The organism is Halomonas halmophila (assembly GCF_006540005.1).
Classification (GTDB): domain Bacteria; phylum Pseudomonadota; class Gammaproteobacteria; order Pseudomonadales; family Halomonadaceae; genus Halomonas; species Halomonas halmophila.
The window spans coordinates 22,765-42,504 of the sequence record NZ_BJOC01000014.1 but is presented as its reverse complement, the minus strand read 5'-3'; the positions used below and the strand labels follow the sequence as shown (position 1 = coordinate 42,504).

Below are 19,740 nucleotides of genomic sequence, written 5' to 3'. Positions count from 1 at the left end.
CCGAATCTGTCCATGTGGCTGGTGGGCTAAGGCGGCCAGCATGCGCGACGCTTGATTATGTGCAACATTTGGATTTATTTATCTAACATGCCATTGTGACCGGCATGCACCAGCGGCGAAACGCCGAGGAGGACAACCCCATGCGCCTGATTCAGTGCCTGCACGAAAACCGGCTGTACGCCGCCCTGGTGGAGAACGAGGACAGGGTGCGGCTCGCCGACACCGATACCTATCACCTGGCCTGCGACGCCATGAGCTCGGGCCGTTCCATGACCGAGGTGGTCGAGTCTCGCTTGACCGAGACGCGACTCGACTACGCCCAGTTGGTCGAAACCCGGCGCCTGATGCCGCCCCTGACCCACCCGGATCCGGCCCATTGCCTGGTGACCGGCACCGGCCTGACCCATCTGGGCAGCGCCGACGCCCGCTCGGCCATGCACGCCAAGGCACAGGCCAGCGATGAGGACCTGACCGACTCCATGCGCATGTTCAAGCTGGGGGTCGAGAACGGCAAGCCAGCCGCCGGCAAGGTCGGAGCTCAGCCGGAGTGGTTCTACAAGGGCGACGGCGATTGCGTCGTGCCCCCGGAAGCGCCACTGCCATCCCCTTCATTTGCCCAGGATGGCGGCGAGGAGCCCGAGCTAGCAGGTCTCTACCTGATCGATGACAACGGCCGCCCGCGTCGCCTGGGCTTCGCCGTCGGCAACGAGTTCTCCGATCACGTCACGGAACGTTTCAATTATCTGTGGCTGGCCCATTCCAAGCTACGCGTCTGCAGCTTTGGCCCGGAACTGCTGCTGGATGAGCTGCCCGACCACCTGGAAGGCCTCAGCCGCATCACCCGCCGCCATGAAATCCTGTGGGAAAAGCCCTTTCTCACCGGCGAGCGCAACATGGCCCACAGCCTGGCCAACCTTGAATACCATCATTTCAAGTATCCAGGTTTTCGCCGCCCCGGCGATGTGCATGTGCATTTCTTCGGCACGGCCACACTGAGCTTTGCCGACGCCATCCAGGCGCAGGAAGGCGACCGTTTCGAGATCGAGGTCCCCGCCTTCGGCCGGCCGCTGCGCAACCCGCTGACCCACCGGGCAGAGGACGATGAAGTGGAAGTCATTCCACTCTAGACCCGCTGTGATGACAGTGTTCTTGAACATTCCGACCGAGTTTCACGCACCATGACAGGAGCGACCATGACCCTAGAAGGCAAGCAACTCATCGGTAGCGAAACCCTCACCGCGCAGGGCAATTCCTTTCAGGCCGTTGACCCCGCCACGGGAGACAGCCTCGAGCCGACCTTCACCACCGCCGGCCAGGCAGAGGTCAGCCGTGCCACCGAGCTCGCCCGGGCGGCATTCGACCACTACCGCGAAACCGGTCTCGAAGCGCGTGCCGGCTTTCTCGAGACCATCGCCGACAAGATCGAGGGCATCGGTGACGAGCTGATCGAACGTGGCATGGCCGAGTCCGGCCTGCCCCGCGCACGCCTGGAAGGTGAGCGCGGCCGTACCTGTGGCCAGCTGCGCATGTTCGCCAGGGTGGTGCGTGCCGGCGAATGGCTGGATGTGCGTGTTGACCCGGCCCTGCCGGACCGCCAGCCCATGCCGCGCGTCGACCTGCGCCAGCGCCACGTGGCACTCGGCCCCGTCGCCGTGTTCGGCGCCAGCAACTTCCCGCTGGCCTTCTCGGTCGCGGGTGGCGATACCGCATCGGCGCTGGCCGCCGGTTGCCCGGTCGTGGTCAAGGGCCATCCGGCGCATCCGGGAACTTCCGAACTGGTCGGCCGCGCCATTCAGAGTGCCGTCGCCGAATGCCGGCTGCCCGAAGGCGTATTTTCCCTGCTGCAGGGCACCGGCAACGAGCTGGGCCAGGCGCTGGTCACCGATACCGACATCAAGGCCGTGGGCTTCACGGGCTCGAGGGGCGGCGGCACTGCCCTGGCCAGGCTGGCCCAGGATCGCCCGGAACCCATTCCGGTGTATGCCGAGATGAGCAGCATCAACCCGGTCTTCCTGCTGCCGGAAGCGCTGAACCATCGTGCCGCCGAGCTGGGCGAAGCCTTCATTGGCTCGCTCAACATGGGGGCCGGTCAGTTCTGCACCAACCCCGGCCTGGTGATCGCGGTCGAGGGCCAGGGGCTGGACACTTTCCTCTCGGCAGCGGCCGAGGCCGTCAAGGCCAGTGGCACCCAGACCATGCTGACACCGGGCATCCAGCAGGCCTACGACCAGGCCGTCGCCGCGCTGACGTCAAGCGGCAAGGCCACCGAGGTGGCACGCGGCCAGTCCAGCGAAGCGCCCAATCAGTGCCGGTCCGGCCTGTTCGTGGCCAAGGGACAGGATTTCCTGGCCGACGAGACGCTGCAGCAGGAAGTCTTCGGCGCGACCTCGCTGGTCATCGCCTGCACCGACCAGGCCGAGGTCAAGCGGGTGGCAGAGCATCTGGAAGGTCAGCTGACCGCCACCCTGCACATGGATGACGCCGATACCGAGACCGCACGCCAGCTGTTGCCGACACTCGAGCGGCGTGCCGGCCGGGTAATGGCCAATGGCTGGCCTACCGGTGTCGAGGTCTGCGATGCCATGGTTCACGGCGGCCCCTACCCGGCCACCACGGATTCGCGCACCACCTCGGTGGGCAGCGCGGCCATCCACCGCTTCCTGCGCCCGGTGTGCTACCAGAACCTGCCGCAGGCACTGCTGCCCGACGCCCTGCGTGACGACAACCCGGCCTCGCTCAGTCGCCTGGTCGACGGCAAGCGCGAACACTGATCACGCCGTGTCCCATCGCCCTCCCATGGTGATGCGTCACCCTCTGGGAGGGTCCCGACAGGAAACCCTGCCCATGTCTCACGATTATCGACTCCCCGAGGATCACCAACAGGCCCTGCTGGTCGGCAGAGTCTGTTGCGGTGATGCCAGGGGCCCGACCCTGGTGACGGTGCGCGATGACCAGGTCATCGATATCTCAGCCAGCGTCAATATCATGGCCGACCTGCTGGACCGCGACGATGCTGCCCGGCTGGTCGCGCAGGCCACTGGGCCCGTGCTCTGCGATGTCACCACCCTGCTCGACAACTCCGCGCAATCGCCCCAGGTAACACCGCACTTGCTGGCGCCCTGTGATGTCCAGGCCATCAAGGCATGTGGCGTGACCTTTGCGGTCAGCCTGCTCGAACGGGTGATCGAGGAACAGGCCGCCGGCAGCCCCCAGCGGGCCGGCGAGCTGCGCACGGAGCTGCAGCAGCTCATCGGTGGCGATCTGTCGCGTATCGTCCCGGGATCCGAAGATGCCCTGGCCCTGCGTGACGAACTCAAGGCGCGCGGCGCCTGGTCCCAGTACATGGAGGTCGGTATCGGCCCGGATGCCGAGGTCTTTACCAAGGCCCAGCCGTTGTCCTCGATGGGCTTCGGCGCCTGGGTCGGCCTGCACCCGGCCTCGCAATGGAACAACCCGGAACCCGAAATCGTGCTGGCCGTCAGCTCGCGCGGCCAGCCGGTCGGCGCCAGCCTGGGCAATGACGTCAATCTGCGCGACATCGAAGGTCGCAGTGCCCTGCTGCTGGGCAAGGCCAAGGACAACAACGCCTCCTGTGCCATCGGCCCCTTCATTCGGCTATTCGACGCGCACTTCTCCATGGAGGATGTGCGCCATGCCATGGTCAGCCTGCGCATCGAGGGCGAAAGCGACGACTTCATGCTCGAGGACTCGAGTGACATGCGCGAGATCAGCCGATCTCCCGAGTCGCTTGTCAGTCAGACGATTGGTGACCATCATCAATATCCAGATGGTTTCATGCTGTTTCTGGGCACCATGTTTTCGCCGATTCACGACAGGGACGGCCCGGGCCAGGGTTTCACGCATCATCGCGGCGATACGGTGACCATCGCCACGCCGCGCCTGGGGGCCCTGATCAACCGTGTCGACCGCAGCGATCGGCTGGCGCCATGGACCTACGGCATTCGCCGCTGGCTGGCCGACCAGCAGCGGCGCACCTGATACGCCGCGCCAGACCGGAAACCATTCAGCGCAACTGGCTGACATCCGCCGCATGCACGCGTGTCAGCCAGATTGCGCCCCTTTTCGACATCGGCTAGCATCAGCGCCATTTTTCGCGGAGCCCGCCAGTGCCAGCACCCGCCCGTCCTACACGCACCCGCCCTTCCGTTGCCGAGCATCTCGCCGAGGCGATTTTCTCCGGCCGCTATAGCCCGGGGGACTTCGTCCCCCGCGAGGTCGACCTGGCCGACCGCTTCGAACTCAACCGCTCGGCCGTGCGCAGCGACCTGCGCATGCTGGTGGATGTCGGCATCATCGAGCGTATCTCGGGTCATGGTTCCAAGGTTCGCGACTATGAAGGCTGGAATATCCTCGACCCCCAGGTCACCGACTGGATGACGCGCTACGCCGCGCCCAACCCGAGCATTCAGCGCGAAATCCTGGCCTTCCGGCTGGATGTGGAGCCCTACGTGGCCATGACCGCCGCCAGGCGTGCCACGGCCAGAGACCTGGTGGCCATCGAGGAAGCCTTCGAAGGCATGGGACAGCATCTGCGGGCGGGGGTCGACCCTGAGCAACGCCGCCTGCACACCGAACACGACGTTGCCTTTCATGTCGCCATCTTCAAGGCCACGCACAACATCGTCTGGTCCCAGCTGTCGCATATCCTGCGACCGTCGATCCACTTGCTGATCGAGAAATCGAACATCAGTGCCACCGATCCGGAAGATAGCCTCGAACGGCACCGCCAGGTCATGGAGTGCATCCGCGCCCGGCGCCCCGCAGAGGCCTTTCGGGCCGCGCAGGCCGTGCTCGAGGGCACGGCCTCGGCGCTGGGCATCGAGCCCGGCGAGAGCACCCTGGGCGATCAGGTCATCCCGCCCGGCGCTTGAGTGCGTCCAAGGCGGCCGCCCCGGGCCCTGGCTAGAGTCAAGCGGTCGGCCCGTGGCCGCGGGACCAGGCCCCAGCTCATCATTGTTCATATAGAGTGATACAAAAAAGCCGGCTGATGCATTGCATCAGCCGGCTTAATTTTCAAAACTCTTGGTGGAGCCTAGCGGGCTCGAACCGCTGACCTCAACACTGCCAGTGTTGCGCTCTCCCAGCTGAGCTAAGGCCCCACGTGTCTCGCCGTGCGAGAACGATGCATATAATATTGATGTCGCCTCGCCACGTCAACCCGCAACCCCAAAAATGATAAACTGTTGCAATAACAAGTTATGCTAATATGGTTTGACCATGTGACAAGTCGGCTCATAAGACGCAGACGGCGCTTCGCGACCCTGCCCCCTTCGCAGTAGGAGCTTCACCTTGATAAGAGTTCTGATCGCCGATGACCACCACCTGGTGCGCACCAGCATTGCCCACCTGCTGAACGATGAGCCGGACATCAGTGTGGTCGGTGAAGCCGCCGATGGCGAACAGGCCATCCAGCAGACTCGCCAGCTCAAGCCGGATGTCATCCTGATGGACATTCGCATGCCGGGCATCGGTGGGCTGGAAGCCACCCGCAAGATTACTCGGCTGACAACGGACGTGCGCATTCTGGTGCTGACCGCCTTCGTCGAGGAAGCCTTCGCCCAGCGCCTGCTGGAAGCCGGTGCGCATGGCTTCATCAGCAAGGGCTCGCAGCATGACGAAATGGTCCAGGCCATACGCAGTATCTTCAATGGCAAGCGCTACATCAGCCCGGACATTGCCCAGCGGCTGGTGCTGTTTCGCATCGACGACAATGACAACCCCTTCGACCATCTGTCCCAGCGCGAGCTGCAGGTGGCCATGATGATCGTCAACTGCCAGAAGGTCGCCGACATCGCCGATCAAATGTTCCTCAGTCCCAAGACGGTCAATACCTATCGCTACCGCATCTTCGAGAAGCTGGGCGTTCACTCCGACGTCGAACTGACTCACATGGGGCTGCGCTTCGGCCTGGTAGACGGTTTCAGCGAAGCCGAGTGACCCAAGCCGGTGACGGGTCTGGTAGGATGACCGGGTTGCATCCGTTATCGGCACTTCGATGAGCTTCGATTCACGCCAGTTCCTCTCCAGCGTTACCCAATCCCCGGGTGTCTACCGCATGCTCGACGAGCAGGGCGAGACCCTGTACGTGGGCAAGGCACGTCGCCTCAAGGCCCGTCTGGCCAGCTATTTCCGTGGTGCGCTGAACACCAAGACACAGGCCCTGGTGGCCCGCATTGCCGATATCCAGGTCACGGTCACCAACAGCGAGACCGAAGCGCTGCTGCTCGAGCAGACGCTCATCAAGGACAAGCGTCCGCCCTACAACATCCTGCTGCGCGACGACAAGTCCTATCCCTTCGTGTTCGTCACCGACCGCCATCCCTTTCCGGCACTGGAATACAAGCGGGTGCGCACGCGCCATGACGATGGACGTTACCTGGGACCCTATCCCAGCAGTCATGCGGTACGCGACAGCCTGTCCTTGATGCAGAAGATCTTCCGCATCCGCAATTGTGAGGACACCGTCTTCGCACACCGCAGCCGCCCCTGCCTGCAGTATCAGATCGGCCGCTGCTCCGCTCCCTGTGTCGGCTACATCAGCGAAGCGGATTATCGCCGGGATCTGGAGCACGCCGTGCAGTGTCTCGAAGGCAAGAGCGAGGCGGTCACTCAGGAGCTGACCCGCGACATGGAGACAGCCAGCCAGGCCCTGGACTTCGAGGAAGCCGCGCGTCTACGCGACCAGATTCAGCAGCTGCGACAACTGCAGCAGCGTCAGTTCGTCGACACCGGCAATGGTGACGCCGATGCCTTCGCTCTGGCCAGCCGCCCCGGTGCCCTGTGTATTTCCGTGCTCTCGGTGCGTGGCGGCCGACTGCTGGGCGCCAATCATCATACTCCCCGCAATGGGCTCGACCTGGCCCCCGACAATCTGCTCGGCGACTTCATCAGCCAGTATTATCTCGGCCAGGCACGGGAAATCCCGGCCGAGGTCCTGACCAGCCACGAGCTCTCCGATACCGACCTGATCGCCGGGGCACTGGAAACGCGGGCCGGCAAACGCGTCCGGCTCACTTCACGCGTGCGTGGTCACCGCGCGCAGTGGCTGGAACTGGCACGCACCAATGCCGAGCAGCAGTTGGACTCTCAGCTGGCCAGCCAGAGTCAGCTGGCCAGACGCTTCGAATCCCTGCGCGATGCCCTCGATCTGGATGAGGTACCGGCTCGGCTCGAATGTTTCGACATCAGCCACAGCCAGGGGGAAGCCACCGTGGCATCCTGCGTGGTCTTCGATGCCAATGGGCCGCGCAAGTCCGACTATCGACGTTTCAATATCAAGAACATCGAGCCGGGCGATGACTATGCCGCCATGCGCCAGGCCCTCACCCGGCGCTTCAAGCGACTCCAGGAAGGTGAAGGTGAAGCGCCCGACCTGTTGATCGTGGATGGCGGCAAGGGGCAGCTCAACATGGCCCGGGAAGTCTTCGCCGAACTCGGCGTGCAGCACGTCGGCCTGATCGGCGTGGCCAAGGGCACGACCCGCAAGGCCGGGCTCGAGACCCTGTTCATCGAAACACCGGATCGCACCATGGACCTCGACACCTCTTCACCGGCCCTGCACCTGTTGCAGCACATTCGCGATGAGTCCCATCGTTTCGCCATCACCGGGCATCGCACTCGGCGCGACAAGACCCGGCGCACCTCGACCCTGCAGGAAATCCCCGGCATCGGCCCACGCCGCCGCCGCGAACTGTTACGCTTTTTTGGTGGCCTGCAGGGCGTCAAGAACGCCAACCGCGAGGAGCTGGCGCGCGTGCCCGGCATCAACGCCTCACTGGCCGAATCGATTTACCGCGCCTTGCATGGATGATGACCCGCAAGGCGGATAGAATGGTGACACACACCCGGCATTCCCTTCACCGCAAGGACCGCAGCATCGATGAATATCCCCAATATCCTGACGTTGGCCAGAATCATCTTCATCCCGCTGTTGGTAGTCTTTTTCTATCTACCCTTCTCGTGGAGCCTGCCGGTGGCGGCCGGCCTGTTTGCCCTGGCCTCCGTGACCGACTGGCTGGATGGTTTCCTGGCACGTCGCTGGGATCAATCGACCCCCTTCGGTGCCTTTCTTGACCCGGTCGCCGACAAGCTCATGGTCGCCGTGGCCCTGGCGCTGCTCATCGAGCGCTATGACGCCATCTGGCTGACATTACCGGCGCTGGTCATCATCGGCCGTGAAATCGTCATTTCGGCGCTGCGCGAATGGATGGCCGAGATGGGCAAGCGCGGCAGTGTGGCAGTCTCCTGGATCGGCAAGCTCAAGACCACTCTGCAGATGATCGCCCTGCTGCTCCTGCTGGCCTTCGCCCCGGGAACCCCCATCGCGTTGCTGGGCGTGGTCACGCTCTATGTTTCGGCGCTGTTGACCCTGTGGTCGATGACCCTCTACCTGCGTTCGGCCTGGCCGCACCTGAGCCGCTCGATGTGAAGTAAGCCAGAAAAAGCGTTTGACAGTCACCGACTTATCCGTATAATACCTCCCCGAGTCGAGCGGGAATAGCTCAGTGGTAGAGCATCGCCTTGCCAAGGCGAGGGTCGCGAGTTCGAATCTCGTTTCCCGCTCCAGATTCGAAAAGCAGTGCAGAATCAGAGTGTGGCTTGAGAGTCGCGATCCGGTGCGCCGGTCCGATCAATCTCGTTCCCGCTCCAGATTCGAAAAAGCAGCAAGCTGAGTCTAGCGTGTGACCCGAGGGTCGCGATCCGGTGCGCCGGTCCGATCGAATCGCGTTTCCCGCTCCATTCCCCACGAATGGCATGACTCGATGAGGCTGGATGGCAGAGTGGTTATGCAGCGGACTGCAACTCCGTCGACGCCGGTTCGATTCCGACTCCAGCCTCCATTTCCCCCGCATGATTCGGCTCGATCCCGCCCCGCCCGGATGGCGAAATTGGTAGACGCAAGGGACTTAAAATCCCTCGGAGTTGACTCTCCGTGTCGGTTCGAGTCCGACTCCGGGCACCAGCGTTCACCAAGCGGCAGGATCATCCCGTTTCCGAGAACCATCACAGGCTGACTCCGGCATGATACTGGCGCGGCTGCGCGACCCCTACTTCACGCATCGTCACCGCCGTACCCTGCATGTCATGCGAGTCATCCTGGCACTCTGCATCACCTTCGGCGTCATCCAAGTGTTTCCGATCCCCCATGGCGGCTGGGCCCTGGTCAGCACCGTGATGGTGATGGGCAACCTGCCCCATATCGGTGGCGTCCTCGACAAGGGGCGCCAGCGCCTGCTCGGCACCATCCTGGGCGCCCTCTGGGGACTGTTGCTGATCATGCTGCCCGCGAGCATCCCGCCACTCTTGCCCCTGGGCAGCCTGCTGGGGATCGCCGCTATCACCTGGCTGACATTCGGCAAGCGTTATGGCTACGGCGGGCTGATGTTCGCCATCACCCTGCTGCTGGTGGTGGGCGACGGCACACGGGACCTCGGCCTGGCGCTGTGGCGCAGCTTCGATGTCCTGCTCGGCACTCTGATCGGCATCGCCGTGACCATCCTGGTCCTGCCCCACAAGGCGACCGACATGCTGCGCTTCATGCTGGCCGATAATGTCGACCGCATGTCTCAGCTGTTTCATGCCCATACATCCGCCACATCGGCCCCGGACGTGGACACACGGGAGCTGCTCAAGCATTGCACCGGCCTGCTGATCAAGCAGCGTAACCTGGTCGATGCCATTCATCGCGAACGTCGTCTGCACCGTGCCGAGCTCGACGACCTCATCTCCCTGCAGCGGCGCATGTTATCGACCATTGAGCTCTTGCTCGAAACCCATTGGAATACCCGGGCGGGACACGAGCAGATCGAGGCCATGCAGGGGCTGCGCGAACAACAGCATGCCCTGGCCCACAACCTGGCCGCACTCGCCTATCAGGTGCGCACCGGCCACCCGGTCGAAGTCGAGATTCCCGCCTTCGACCTGCAACGCCATGCTGCGCTGGCGGCGGATGCCCAGGCAGCGGACGGCCGCAAGCTCTTCAGTCCCAGTGGTTATCTGTGGCTCAATCGTGAGCTGGCCCGATTGAGTGGCAACCTGATCGAGCACCTGGGCCAACTCGAACGCCTGCCGAGCCAGCGCTTGCGCAAGCGGGCCCTGCGCCACGGCTTGCAGGCCCCGCATCGCGACCAGGCGGACGCGCCCCAAGCAGGAGAGTCGAATGACGGAAAGCCATCATGATGTGCTGATCATCGGCGGCGGTGCTGCCGGCCTGGCCATGGCACTGGAGGTCGCCGGACAGCGTTCGGTCACGCTCCTGCAGCCGCAGCCCGATGCGCGCGGTGCCAGCCGCTGGGCCCAGGGCGGCATTGCCGCCGTGCTGTCGCCGAGTGACGATGCCGAGGCGCATGTGGCCGACACCCTGGTGGCGGGGGATGGACTCTGCGATGAAGCAGCCGTGCGCTTTACCGTGGAGCAGGGCCCAGCCGCCATCGAATGGCTGCTGTCGCTGGGCGTGCCCTTCACGGCCGACACGACCCCGGAAGCCGACTACCCCTACCATCTGACGCGTGAAGGCGGCCACAGCGCACGCCGCGTGATTCATGCCGACGACGCCACCGGGCGCGCCGTCATCGAGACACTCGAGCAGCATGTCGAGCACCACCCCGACATCCGTATTCGCCATGACCTGAGCGCCCTCGAGCTGATCGGCGATACGGCCGGCCATTGCCGAGGTGCGTACTGCATCAACGAATCAGGCCGACCACATGCTCTCCTGGCCCGAGATACCGTCCTGGCCACCGGCGGTGCCAGCGGCCTCTACCGGCACACCACCAGTCCTTGCCCCGCCAGTGGCGAGGGCATGATGATGGCTGCCGAGCTGGGCGCGGAACTCATGAACCTGGAGTTCCAGCAATTCCACCCAACCTGCCTGCATGACCCGGAAGGATCTCCCTTCCTGATCAGCGAGGCAGTACGCGGCGAGGGAGGCCACCTGCTCGGCGCCAATGGCGAACGCTTCATGCTCGACGTCGACTCACGAGCCGAGCTCGCTCCCCGGGATATCGTCGCCCGCGCCATCGACGCCGAGATGCAGCACAACGGCCTGGATCATGTGTGGCTGGATGTCCGCCACCTCGGCGAGACGGCGCTGCGTCACCACTTCCCGACCATTCATGCCCACTGTGCGTCGCGCGGCCTGGATATCAGCCAGACACCGATCCCGGTGGTCCCGGCGGCCCACTACAGTTGTGGCGGTATCGGCACCGACCTGCGCGGGGCCACCACGGTGCCGCACCTCCACGCCATCGGCGAGGTTGCCTGCACCGGCCTGCACGGCGCCAACCGCATGGCCAGCAACTCCTTGCTGGAGTGCCTGGCCTTCGCGCGTGGCTGTGCCCATCACCTGGCCCGCTCTACGCCACCCAGCACGGCGCCCCTGCTCACCCCCACCAGCGGCGAGGGGCCCGTCGACGCGGCGCTGGTCGGCGAGCTGCGCGCTGCCATGCGCGACATCATGAGCGCGCAGGTCGCCATCGTGCGCGACGACCCGGGGCTGGCTGCAGCCGAAAGCGCCTTGAGCGAGCTGAACCAGCAGTTTGTACGCGACCTGGGCAATACCCTACCCGACGCCGATGTCAGCAGCCTCCGGCACGCCCTCCGCCTGGCCAGGCTGACCGTTGTCAGCGCCCGTGCACGACGCGAATCCCGCGGTCTCCACCACAACAGGGACTGCCCCTTGCATGCCGAGACTCCGCCGGCGCCCTCGCGCATCATGGCCAGCGCCCTGGGGCGGTAACCGCGAACCTGCCCCGCCACCAGGGAGGAGTGCGGCCGCTAGCCCCTCTGCTCGCCCGGCGAAGCCAGGGCGCGACGCAAGGCTCTCAGCCGTTCGGGGTCGGACGAGTCCGGCCATAACCACAAACGCCGCTTGTTGCCCCGCAGGCCGATCAACCAGGGGCCCAGGTAGTCGCATTGCAGGCTCAGCTCCTGCCACTCCGCCCGCGAGTGCTCGCGCCAGCTCCACGCCCGAACACCACTTTCGCCGGGCCGATAGCGCAACTCGGCGTACGCCGGGGCCCGCCGGATTCGCCACAACAACCCGCCCGAGATGGCCAACGCCAGGGCCGCCAGCCAGCCGCTCGTCGACCATGCCAGCCATGCCGCCACCAGCCCTCCAGTACCGGCATGCAGGGCCATCGACAGCCTAGAGGCCCTGATAGGCAGTATTATCGGTGCCTTCGGCATGTTCGACGATCATCTTGACGATCCGGCGACGTTCGGGCTCCTGCGGCCAGTCGCGACGCATCAACCAGAAAAACAGATCCTGATCCTCCTCGCCGATCAAGGCCTGAAAGGCCAGTTGATCGCGCTCGTCGAGCGCGTCGTAGCGTTGTTCCAGGAAGGGAACCAGCATCAGGTCCAGTTCCCACATGCCCCGTCGAGAGTGCCAGTACAGGCGCTTGCGCAGAGCGCTTGCCGCGGACGCATCATCGTTCACGATCGGCCTCGTTAGATCCGTTGAGTGTGCCGCTCAGTATACCCGAGACCGGGCGTTTCGAGCACGACCCCCGGGGCGCCTTTACGCCCCGGGCACCCGGCTTTCAAACTGGAGATCGGCACGACTTCTGGCTAAGCTTGTAGTGCGTTGTTTTCTCGACAATTGCGCAGTATGCTGAAGCGAACAATTCACTCGGCCAGGACGACCCCCGCCGGGCATCACGGAGAGAGCCGATGACCAAATCAGAATTAATCGAACAGATCGCCATGCGACAACCCGAGATGTCGGTCAAGGATGTCGAAGCCGCCGTGCGCATGATCCTGGATGACATCACCGACACTCTGTCCGATGGGGGACGCGTGGAGATCCGTGGTTTCGGCAGCTTTTCGCTGCACTATCGCGAACCGCGTACCGGGCGCAATCCCAAGACGGGCGACCCGGTCGCACTGAGTGGTAAATTCGTGCCACACTTCAAGCCCGGCAAGGAACTGCGCGAGCAGGTCGATGCCAGTCGCGCCCTGGGCTATTGAATACCGGCCACGGCCCGGTTGATCACCTCAAACCTCACGATACGGGAACAAGCACATGCGTTGGCTCAAAGGCCTGATCCTGGCCATCATCCTGCTGGCGGTGTTGCTGGTCGGCATCCTGTTTGCCGTCAACAACCAGCAGGCCCTGCCCCTCAACCTGATCTGGGTTGAACTACCGGCGGCTTCACTATCCTTCTGGTTGCTCGCCTCGCTGGCCTGCGGCGTGCTGCTCGGCATGCTGGCGATGAGTGGCGTCTACCTCCGCCTGCGCACCCTGCTCACCCGGGCACAACGTCACAATCAGCAGCAACGCAAGGAACTCGACCGGCTGCGCATCCAGGAGATGAAGGAACTCCCCTGACATGCCCGACATTCTGCTGCTAGCTCTGTTGTTGGCAGCGGTCGCCATCGGATGGTGGCTGGGCCGCCGTGAGCGCCGAGCCTCCAGCGCGGCGCCAGCCTCCTCGCCCCTGGCCCGCGATTATTTCGTGGGCCTCAATTATCTGCTCAACGATCAGCAGGACCGCGCCATCGAGACCTTCATCGGTGCCCTCGAAGTCAACAGCGACACCATTGAAACCCATATCGCGCTGGGCAACCTCTTCCGTCAGCGCGGCGAGGCCGATCGTGCCGTCAAGGTTCACCAGAATCTACTCGCTCGCCCCGCCCTGACCCAGGATCAGGGCGAGCGCGTGCAGCTCGAGCTGTCGCGGGACTTCCTGCACCTGGGGCTGCTGGACCGTGCCGAACGTCTTCTGCAGGGCCTGATCAAGGAAGCGCATGATGACGAGCTGCGCCATACCGCCAAGCGCTTTCTCGTCGACCTGCTCGAGCGTGAAGGCGAATGGCAGGCAGCCCTGGATGTCGCCCTGCCGACCCTGACACGGCACCATGACGACATTCGCCGCGCGGCGTCGCACTGGCTCTGCGAGCTGGCGGACAAGGAGCGTCACTCGGCCAGTCCGGTGCTGGCGAGGCGGCATCTGAAGCAGGCCCTCACCACGGATTCCCGCTGTGTGCGTGCCAACCTGCTGCTGGCGGAAATGGCGCTGGATACCGGCCAGTATCGCCAGGCGATCAAGTTGCTCGACCGCATACCGGGCCAGGACAAGGCCTTCGTGCCCACCATGCTGGCGCCGCTCGGCCGCGCCTACCGGCTGCTGGATGACGACGCCGGCCTGATACGCCACCTCGAAGCCCTGCTCGACCAGGCCCCCTTCACCAGCGTGATCGTCATGCTCGCCGACAGCCTGCGCCGGCATCACGGCAATACCCGGGCGGCCATGAACCTGATCGCCGACCAGCTCGATCAGTCACCCAGCCTGGGCGCCGTCGACTACCTGATGCGTCTGTATCGGCAGGACGACCTGACACACGACGAGCGCATAGAACGCCTTCAGCAGCATACCAGTGCCCTGCTCCAGGCGCGGCCGCGTCACCGCTGTCGCCGCTGCGGATTCAGCGGCGAGCAGCTGCACTGGCAATGTCCCCGATGCCGCAGCTGGGGCACCACCCAGCCCATCACCGGCATCGAGGGCGAATAGCGACGCCGCCCGACAGGGCTCGACTCAGATACCCGCCAGCTCCTGCTCGATGCTCGCCAGGGCCTGCATGGGATCGCTGGCCTGGGTGACCGGCCGCCCCACTACCAGATGGGTACTCCCCGCCGCCATCGCCGCCGACGGCGTCATGATACGCCGTTGATCATCCGCCAGCGCAGAAGCCGGGCGAATGCCGGGCGTAACCTTGAGGAAATCCGCGCCGATACGCTCACTCAAGTGGGCCGCTTCATGCGAGGAACACACCACACCGTCCAGTCCGCACTCGTCTGCCAGCGTCGCCAGACGCAGGACCTGCTCCGCCGCTCCGCCCGTGACGCCGGTCTCGGCCAGGTCTTCCTCCTGCATGCTGGTCAGCACCGTGACCGCGATCAGATGCGTGGCCAGCCGGTGCTGGTCCAGCCGCTCCCGCGCGGCCTCCATCATGCGGCGTCCGCCGCTGGCGTGCAGATTGACCATCCAGACGCCCTGATCAGCCGCCGCCTCCACGGCGCCGGCCACGGTGTTGGGAATATCATGGAACTTGAGATCGAGGAATACTTCGAAGCCCCGTCCATGCAGCGCTTCCAGCACGCCGGGGCCACTGCGCGTGAACAGTTCCTTGCCGACCTTCACCCGGCAGCGTGACGGATCCAGGCGATCCGCCATGCACAGCGCAGCATCCTGGGAGGTGTAATCGAGTGCAATGATCAGGGGAGAAGCAACGGACACGGGCAGGCTCCTGGGCAACGGAATGAGTTGGCGCATTATACCAGCCAAGTGCCACATCCTACCTGGCCGAAATCTCGCGCTTTCCATCATCGATATCGTCGTTCGCCCTCCGCTTTCGCCTACGCCATGGTCACCATCGTATCACTAGCTTGAAACACGGGAGCGGACGTTGCTGGAGCCGTGTCGAAACCCTTCCGGCAAGGCCCGTAACCCAGCGCATGCCAAACGTGGCATTGGCGACACAACCACTCGATGAGGACATCCGCATGCTGACTCGACTCAAGGGATTGACCACCAGCCTGGGGCTAGCCCTGCTACTCGGCATCGCCCTGCCCAGCCATGCTCAGGAAGAAAGCGAATCATCCAGCACTGACGCGACCCAGGCCAGCAGCGACAGCGCCGAGGTTGCTCCGATCGACGTCAATACCGCCGACGCGGCCCTGCTGACCGAACTGCCGGGTATCGGCGAGGTCAAGGCGGCATCGATCGTCGACAACCGCGAAGCCAACGGCCCTTTCGACAACGCCTCAGACCTGACGCGCGTCTCGGGCATTGGCGATGCCACAGTGGAAGGGCTCGCGGATCAGGTCACTTTCTGAACCCTTCCGGGCCTGTCGCCGGGCCATGCACCACGCCCCATCGAGAAACCCGACAGGCAAGGTCAATACGGGAAGTGCCGCAAGGAATGCCACCGGCCTGATCGGTGGCATTATTGTCACCCCCTCCGATATCGACACTGTCTATAGTCTCAAGCCGCCATCACACTCCACCAAACGCCCCGAGAAGTAATCATTCTCGAAGATGAAGGCCACGCTGGCGGCAATATCCTCGGGCTGCCCGAGCCGCTTGAGCGGCACACCGGATGTGATGCGCTCCAGCATGTCGTCGCGCATGGAGGCGGTCATTTCGGTTTCGATGAAGCCCGGCGCCACCCCGCCGACCCGAATGCCATGGCGCGCCAGTTCTCCGGACCATGTCACCGTCAGGGCCGCCACCCCGGCCTTGGCCGCCGAGTAGTTGCTCTGCCCGACATTGCCCGCCCGGGAAATGCTCGAGATATTGACGATCACCCCCTCACGGCCTGACGCGATCATGCGTGATGCCGCCTCACGCCCACAGAGGAATACCCCTGTCAGATTGATATCCATGACACTCTGCCAGTCGGCCAGCGACATCATGGACTCGATCTGGCCGTCACGTGCCTTGACCAGCAGGCCGTCGCGAACGATCCCCGCATTGTTGACCAGTCCGTCGAGCCCACCCAATGTATCTTCGAGGGCCATGAAGGCCTGCTGCACCGACGATTCGTCGGCCACGTCCATCTCGAACCCCCGGGCGCGAATGCCCGCCCCGGCCAGGGCCCGGCAGGCCCGGTCCAGGCCCTCGGCGTCCCGATCGAGCAGGGCGAGCACCGCCCCCTGATGGCCCAGGCGCTGTGCCATGGCCAAACCCAGGCCCTGAGCGCCACCGGTGATGGCAATGATCCTGTTGTCCAGCTGCATGCAAGTCCCCCTTGAAGGATCGATAATACAATTCGCCCGAGTCTACGTGGCCGGCCACGCCAGAACACCCCTGTCAGGTCGAATACTTGATTTTACCGACAGCGTCCCCATTTCCTGAATATCCTCAAGATTGGAGTCATCATGCCGTTTCTCGTCATCTTTACCGTCTTTGCGTTACTCGACTTCGTCGTCCTGTTTTCGGTGGGCAGCCATATCGGGCTGCTGACCACACTCCTGCTGGTTCTGGGCACCGGCTTCGTGGGCCTGCACCTCATCCGCCGTGAAGGCGTTGCCACTTTCGCCCGCGCCCAGGAGCGCATGCGCCATGGCGAAGTCCCCTCCAGCGAGCTGCTGACCGGGGCCGCCCTGATATTCGGCGGTGCCCTGCTGATGGCGCCGGGCTTCATCTCCGACACCCTGGGCTTCATGTGCCTGATCCCCGATGCACGCCGGCTGATGGGCAAGCTGCTGGGACGCGTCGGCATGCGCATGGGCAACATCCATGTCCAGGGCGGCGTTTTTGGTTCGGGCACCACCACCGATGGCCAGTGGCACCAGGCCGACAGCAGTCAGCGCGCCCATGATACCCGGGAATCGGGCGCCGCCTCGCAACAGCAGGGTGACGGCCCTCTCGAGGGCGATTTCATCAGCCGCGACGAGCAGCGCCGTCATTGAAAATTTTTTATCGGCAGGGGCTTGAAAGGTGCTCAGCCAGCCCCACTTATCTGACAGCAACGGAATCCGACCCTGATCATCCAGGGTCCAGCCAACAGAAGGCGTTGCCTTCATTCCGCGGATGATCCGCGGTAAATCGATGTCAATCGCCGTGGCAGCGACGCCCGGCACAGCAACCATCAGGAGAACGTGAGCAATGAACATCCGTCCCTTGCACGATCGCGTCGTCATCCGTCGCGTCGAAGAAGAGCAGAAAACCGCAGGCGGCATCGTGCTCCCGGGCAGTGCCCAGGAAAAGCCGACTCGGGGCGAAGTACTTGCCGTCGGTAACGGCCGGATTCTGGACAGCGGCGAAGCCCGTCCGCTCGACGTCAAGGTCGGCGACACCGTGATTTTCAAGGATGGCTTCGGCGTCGAGAAGCAGCAGGTCGATGGCGAAGAAGTGCTGATCATGAGCGAATCCGACGTTCTGGCCGTCGTCGAAGGCTGAGCCTCGACACCAGACTCGCGCGAATTCTGACGTTCACGAACTCACAGGAAGCATACGAAAATGGCAGCAAAACAAGTCAAGTTCTCCAGTGATGCACGCACTCGCATGGCGAAAGGCGTCGACACCCTGGCCAATGCCGTCAAGGCAACGCTGGGCCCGAAAGGCCGCAACGTCGTGCTCGAGAAGTCCTTCGGTGCACCCACCGTCACCAAGGACGGCGTTTCCGTCGCCAAGGAAATCGAACTGAAGGACAAGTTCGAGAACATGGGCGCCCAGATGGTCAAGGAAGTCGCTTCCAAGACCTCTGACGTGGCCGGCGACGGCACTACCACCGCCACCGTCCTGGCACAATCCATCGTCACCGAGGGCCTCAAGGGTGTCATCGCCGGCATGAACCCGATGGACCTCAAGCGCGGCATCGACCAGGCCGTCGAGGCTGCCGTCAAGGAAATCGGTGAGCTGTCCGTGCCCTGCACCGACTCCAACGCCATCGCCCAGGTCGGCACCATCTCCGCCAACGGCGACAAGCGCATCGGCAAGATCATCGCCGACGCCATGCAGAAGGTCGGCAAGGAAGGCGTCATCACCGTCGATGAAGGCCGTGGCTTCGAAGACGAGCTGGATGTCGTCGAAGGCATGCAGTTCGATCGCGGCTACCTCTCGCCGTACTTCGTGACCAATCAGGAATCGATGTCCGTCGAGCATGAAGATCCGTTCATCCTGCTGGTGGACAAGAAGATCTCCAACATCCGCGAACTGCTGCCGACACTGGAAGCCGTCGCCAAGGCTGGCAAGCCGCTGATCATCATCGCCGAAGACATCGAGGGCGAAGCCCTGGCGACCCTGGTGGTCAACAACATGCGTGGCATCGTCAAGGTCGCGGCCGCCAAGGCGCCCGGCTTCGGCGACCGTCGCAAGGCCATGCTGCAGGACATCGCCATCCTCACCGGTGGCACCGTCATCTCCGAAGAAGTCGGCCTCGACCTCGAGCAGGTCACCCTGGACCATCTGGGCACCGCCAAGCGCGTGACCATGTCCAAGGAAAACACCACCATCATCGATGGTTCCGGCAAGGACAATGACATTGAAGCCCGTGTCACCCAGATCCGTGCCCAGATCGAGGACACCTCCTCCGATTACGATCGCGAGAAGCTCCAGGAGCGTGTCGCCAAGCTGGCCGGTGGCGTTGCCGTGATCCGCGTGGGTGCCGCGACCGAAGTCGAGATGAAGGAGAAGAAGGCTCGCGTCGAGGACGCCCTGCACTCCACTCGCGCCGCGGTCGAGGAAGGCGTGGTGCCCGGTGGCGGTACTGCCCTGGTCCGCGTGCTGACACGCATCGCCGGCCTCAAGGGCGAGAACGAAGACCAGACCCACGGCATCGCCATCGCCGTGCGCGCCATGGAAGCCCCGCTGCGTCAGATCGTTGCCAACGCCGGCCAGGAGCCCTCGGTCATCCTGAACCGCGTCAAGGACGGTGAAGGCAACTTCGGCTACAACGCCCAGACCGGTGAATTCGGCGACATGTTCGAAATGGGCGTGCTGGATCCGGCCAAGGTCGCCCGCAGCGCCATCCAGTCCGCTGGTTCCATCGCCGGCCTGATGATCACCACCGAGTGCATGATCGCCGACGACCCGGACGACCAGGATTCCTCCGGTGGAGGCGACATGGGTGGCATGGGCGGAATGGGAGGCATGGGCGGCATGATGTAAGCCGCCCCGTCCCTCTCGGTTCACCCTGAGACTGACCCCCGCCGGGAAACCGGTGGGGGTTTTTTAGCTGTAAGCCATAAGCCGTAAGCTATAAGACGATCCT

20 protein-coding genes and 4 tRNA genes are annotated in these 19,740 nt (G+C 64.0%); 19 read left to right on the top strand and 5 right to left on the bottom strand.

The features are described 5' to 3' along the window. The first annotated feature begins 140 nt into the window (after nucleotides 1-140). The 4 genes from araD1 to HHA01_RS05080 all read left to right on the top strand — a co-directional run bounded on the left by araD1 (nucleotide 141) and on the right by HHA01_RS05080 (nucleotide 4,892). A complete protein-coding gene (araD1, locus tag HHA01_RS05095; protein ID WP_141318396.1) occupies nucleotides 141-1,127 on the top strand; it encodes an AraD1 family protein in 987 nt (328 codons plus the stop codon). Nucleotides 1,128-1,193: 66 nt separating this feature from the next. Beyond that, nucleotides 1,194-2,771 (top strand): aldehyde dehydrogenase (NADP(+)), encoded by a 1,578-nt coding sequence (locus HHA01_RS05090; RefSeq protein WP_141318394.1) that lies wholly within the window; start codon nucleotides 1,194-1,196, stop codon nucleotides 2,769-2,771. Between the two features lie 73 nt (nucleotides 2,772-2,844). Then, a complete protein-coding gene (locus HHA01_RS05085) occupies nucleotides 2,845-3,999 on the top strand; it encodes a fumarylacetoacetate hydrolase family protein (protein ID WP_141318392.1) in 1,155 nt (384 codons plus the stop codon). Between the two features lie 128 nt (nucleotides 4,000-4,127). Beyond that, nucleotides 4,128-4,892, top strand: a complete 765-nt coding sequence (locus HHA01_RS05080) for a FadR/GntR family transcriptional regulator (protein ID WP_141318390.1) — start codon at nucleotides 4,128-4,130, stop codon at nucleotides 4,890-4,892. Nucleotides 4,893-5,044: 152 nt separating this feature from the next. Here the strand turns inward: HHA01_RS05080 and HHA01_RS05075 are convergent. Next, nucleotides 5,045-5,120: transfer RNA gene (locus HHA01_RS05075), tRNA-Ala, on the bottom strand. 190 nt (nucleotides 5,121-5,310) lie between these two features. On the opposite strand from HHA01_RS05075, the gene uvrY reads away from it, so the two are divergent. The 8 genes from uvrY (at nucleotide 5,311) to nadB (ending at nucleotide 11,758) form a co-directional block, all read left to right on the top strand. Then, the gene (gene uvrY, locus HHA01_RS05070; protein WP_141318388.1) at nucleotides 5,311-5,958 is read left to right on the top strand and encodes a UvrY/SirA/GacA family response regulator transcription factor; all 648 of its coding nucleotides are present in this window, start codon (nucleotides 5,311-5,313) and stop codon (nucleotides 5,956-5,958) included. Between the two features lie 58 nt (nucleotides 5,959-6,016). Next, nucleotides 6,017-7,831, top strand: a complete 1,815-nt coding sequence (gene uvrC / locus HHA01_RS05065; protein ID WP_141318386.1) for an excinuclease ABC subunit UvrC — start codon at nucleotides 6,017-6,019, stop codon at nucleotides 7,829-7,831. A 69-nt stretch (nucleotides 7,832-7,900) separates the two neighbouring features. Next, nucleotides 7,901-8,449, top strand: coding sequence for a CDP-diacylglycerol--glycerol-3-phosphate 3-phosphatidyltransferase (gene pgsA, locus HHA01_RS05060; RefSeq protein WP_141318384.1), 549 nt, complete (start codon nucleotides 7,901-7,903; stop codon nucleotides 8,447-8,449). 62 nt (nucleotides 8,450-8,511) lie between these two features. Continuing rightward, nucleotides 8,512-8,586: transfer RNA gene (locus tag HHA01_RS05055), tRNA-Gly, on the top strand. A 201-nt stretch (nucleotides 8,587-8,787) separates the two neighbouring features. Next, nucleotides 8,788-8,861, top strand: a tRNA-Cys gene (locus HHA01_RS05050). 33 nt (nucleotides 8,862-8,894) lie between these two features. Beyond that, nucleotides 8,895-8,983 (top strand) — tRNA-Leu (locus HHA01_RS05045). Nucleotides 8,984-9,042: 59 nt separating this feature from the next. Next, complete coding sequence (locus HHA01_RS05040) at nucleotides 9,043-10,200, top strand: FUSC family protein (RefSeq protein ID WP_141318382.1); 1,158 nt, start codon at nucleotides 9,043-9,045, stop codon at nucleotides 10,198-10,200. Further along, nucleotides 10,181-11,758 (top strand): L-aspartate oxidase, encoded by a 1,578-nt coding sequence (gene nadB / locus HHA01_RS05035; protein ID WP_141318380.1) that lies wholly within the window; start codon nucleotides 10,181-10,183, stop codon nucleotides 11,756-11,758. Before HHA01_RS05040 ends, nadB begins: the two co-directional genes overlap by 20 nt. Before the next feature lie 38 nt (nucleotides 11,759-11,796). Here the strand turns inward: nadB and HHA01_RS05030 are convergent, their stop codons facing one another. Together HHA01_RS05030 and HHA01_RS05025 are read right to left on the bottom strand one after the other, a co-directional pair. Beyond that, nucleotides 11,797-12,159: a hypothetical protein gene (locus HHA01_RS05030; RefSeq protein WP_174787717.1), complete on the bottom strand. Its 363-nt coding sequence runs from the start codon at nucleotides 12,157-12,159 to the stop codon at nucleotides 11,797-11,799. A gap of 7 nt (nucleotides 12,160-12,166) precedes the next feature. Beyond that, complete coding sequence (locus tag HHA01_RS05025) at nucleotides 12,167-12,460, bottom strand: FAD assembly factor SdhE (RefSeq protein ID WP_141318378.1); 294 nt, start codon at nucleotides 12,458-12,460, stop codon at nucleotides 12,167-12,169. A gap of 161 nt (nucleotides 12,461-12,621) precedes the next feature. Here HHA01_RS05025 and HHA01_RS05020 point away from each other — a divergent pair, with 161 nt between their 5' ends. Genes HHA01_RS05020 through lapB form a run of 3 tightly spaced genes read left to right on the top strand, consistent with a single transcriptional unit; the run spans nucleotide 12,622 to nucleotide 14,534 of the window. Beyond that, a complete protein-coding gene (locus tag HHA01_RS05020) occupies nucleotides 12,622-12,990 on the top strand; it encodes an integration host factor subunit beta (protein WP_281285667.1) in 369 nt (122 codons plus the stop codon). 55 nt (nucleotides 12,991-13,045) lie between these two features. Further along, the gene (locus HHA01_RS05015; RefSeq protein WP_141318374.1) at nucleotides 13,046-13,351 is read left to right on the top strand and encodes a lipopolysaccharide assembly protein LapA domain-containing protein; all 306 of its coding nucleotides are present in this window, start codon (nucleotides 13,046-13,048) and stop codon (nucleotides 13,349-13,351) included. Nucleotide 13,352: 1 nt separating this feature from the next. Then, entirely contained in the window at nucleotides 13,353-14,534 is a 1,182-nt protein-coding gene (lapB, locus tag HHA01_RS05010) for a lipopolysaccharide assembly protein LapB (protein WP_141318372.1), read from the top strand. A 24-nt stretch (nucleotides 14,535-14,558) separates the two neighbouring features. Here the strand turns inward: lapB and pyrF are convergent, their stop codons facing one another. Then, nucleotides 14,559-15,260 (bottom strand): orotidine-5'-phosphate decarboxylase, encoded by a 702-nt coding sequence (gene pyrF / locus HHA01_RS05005; RefSeq protein WP_141318370.1) that lies wholly within the window; start codon nucleotides 15,258-15,260, stop codon nucleotides 14,559-14,561. 266 nt (nucleotides 15,261-15,526) lie between these two features. On the opposite strand from pyrF, the gene HHA01_RS05000 reads away from it, so the two are divergent. Further along, nucleotides 15,527-15,859 carry a ComEA family DNA-binding protein gene (locus tag HHA01_RS05000; RefSeq protein ID WP_141318368.1) on the top strand — a complete coding sequence of 111 codons (333 nt, stop codon included), beginning with the start codon at nucleotides 15,527-15,529 and terminating at the stop codon, nucleotides 15,857-15,859. Nucleotides 15,860-16,000: 141 nt separating this feature from the next. Here HHA01_RS05000 and HHA01_RS04995 read toward each other — a convergent pair whose 3' ends face one another. Continuing rightward, a complete protein-coding gene (locus tag HHA01_RS04995) occupies nucleotides 16,001-16,762 on the bottom strand; it encodes an SDR family oxidoreductase (protein WP_141318366.1) in 762 nt (253 codons plus the stop codon). 141 nt (nucleotides 16,763-16,903) lie between these two features. On the opposite strand from HHA01_RS04995, the gene HHA01_RS04990 reads away from it, so the two are divergent. The 3 genes from HHA01_RS04990 (at nucleotide 16,904) to groL (ending at nucleotide 19,637) form a co-directional block, all read left to right on the top strand. After that, on the top strand, nucleotides 16,904-17,437 hold the full coding sequence (locus tag HHA01_RS04990) for an FxsA family protein (RefSeq protein WP_141318364.1): 534 nt from the start codon (nucleotides 16,904-16,906) through the stop codon (nucleotides 17,435-17,437). Between the two features lie 196 nt (nucleotides 17,438-17,633). Beyond that, nucleotides 17,634-17,927: a co-chaperone GroES gene (locus HHA01_RS04985; RefSeq protein WP_141318363.1), complete on the top strand. Its 294-nt coding sequence runs from the start codon at nucleotides 17,634-17,636 to the stop codon at nucleotides 17,925-17,927. A 60-nt stretch (nucleotides 17,928-17,987) separates the two neighbouring features. Next, entirely contained in the window at nucleotides 17,988-19,637 is a 1,650-nt protein-coding gene (gene groL / locus HHA01_RS04980; RefSeq protein ID WP_141318361.1) for a chaperonin GroEL, read from the top strand. Nucleotides 19,638-19,740 lie beyond the last annotated feature (103 nt).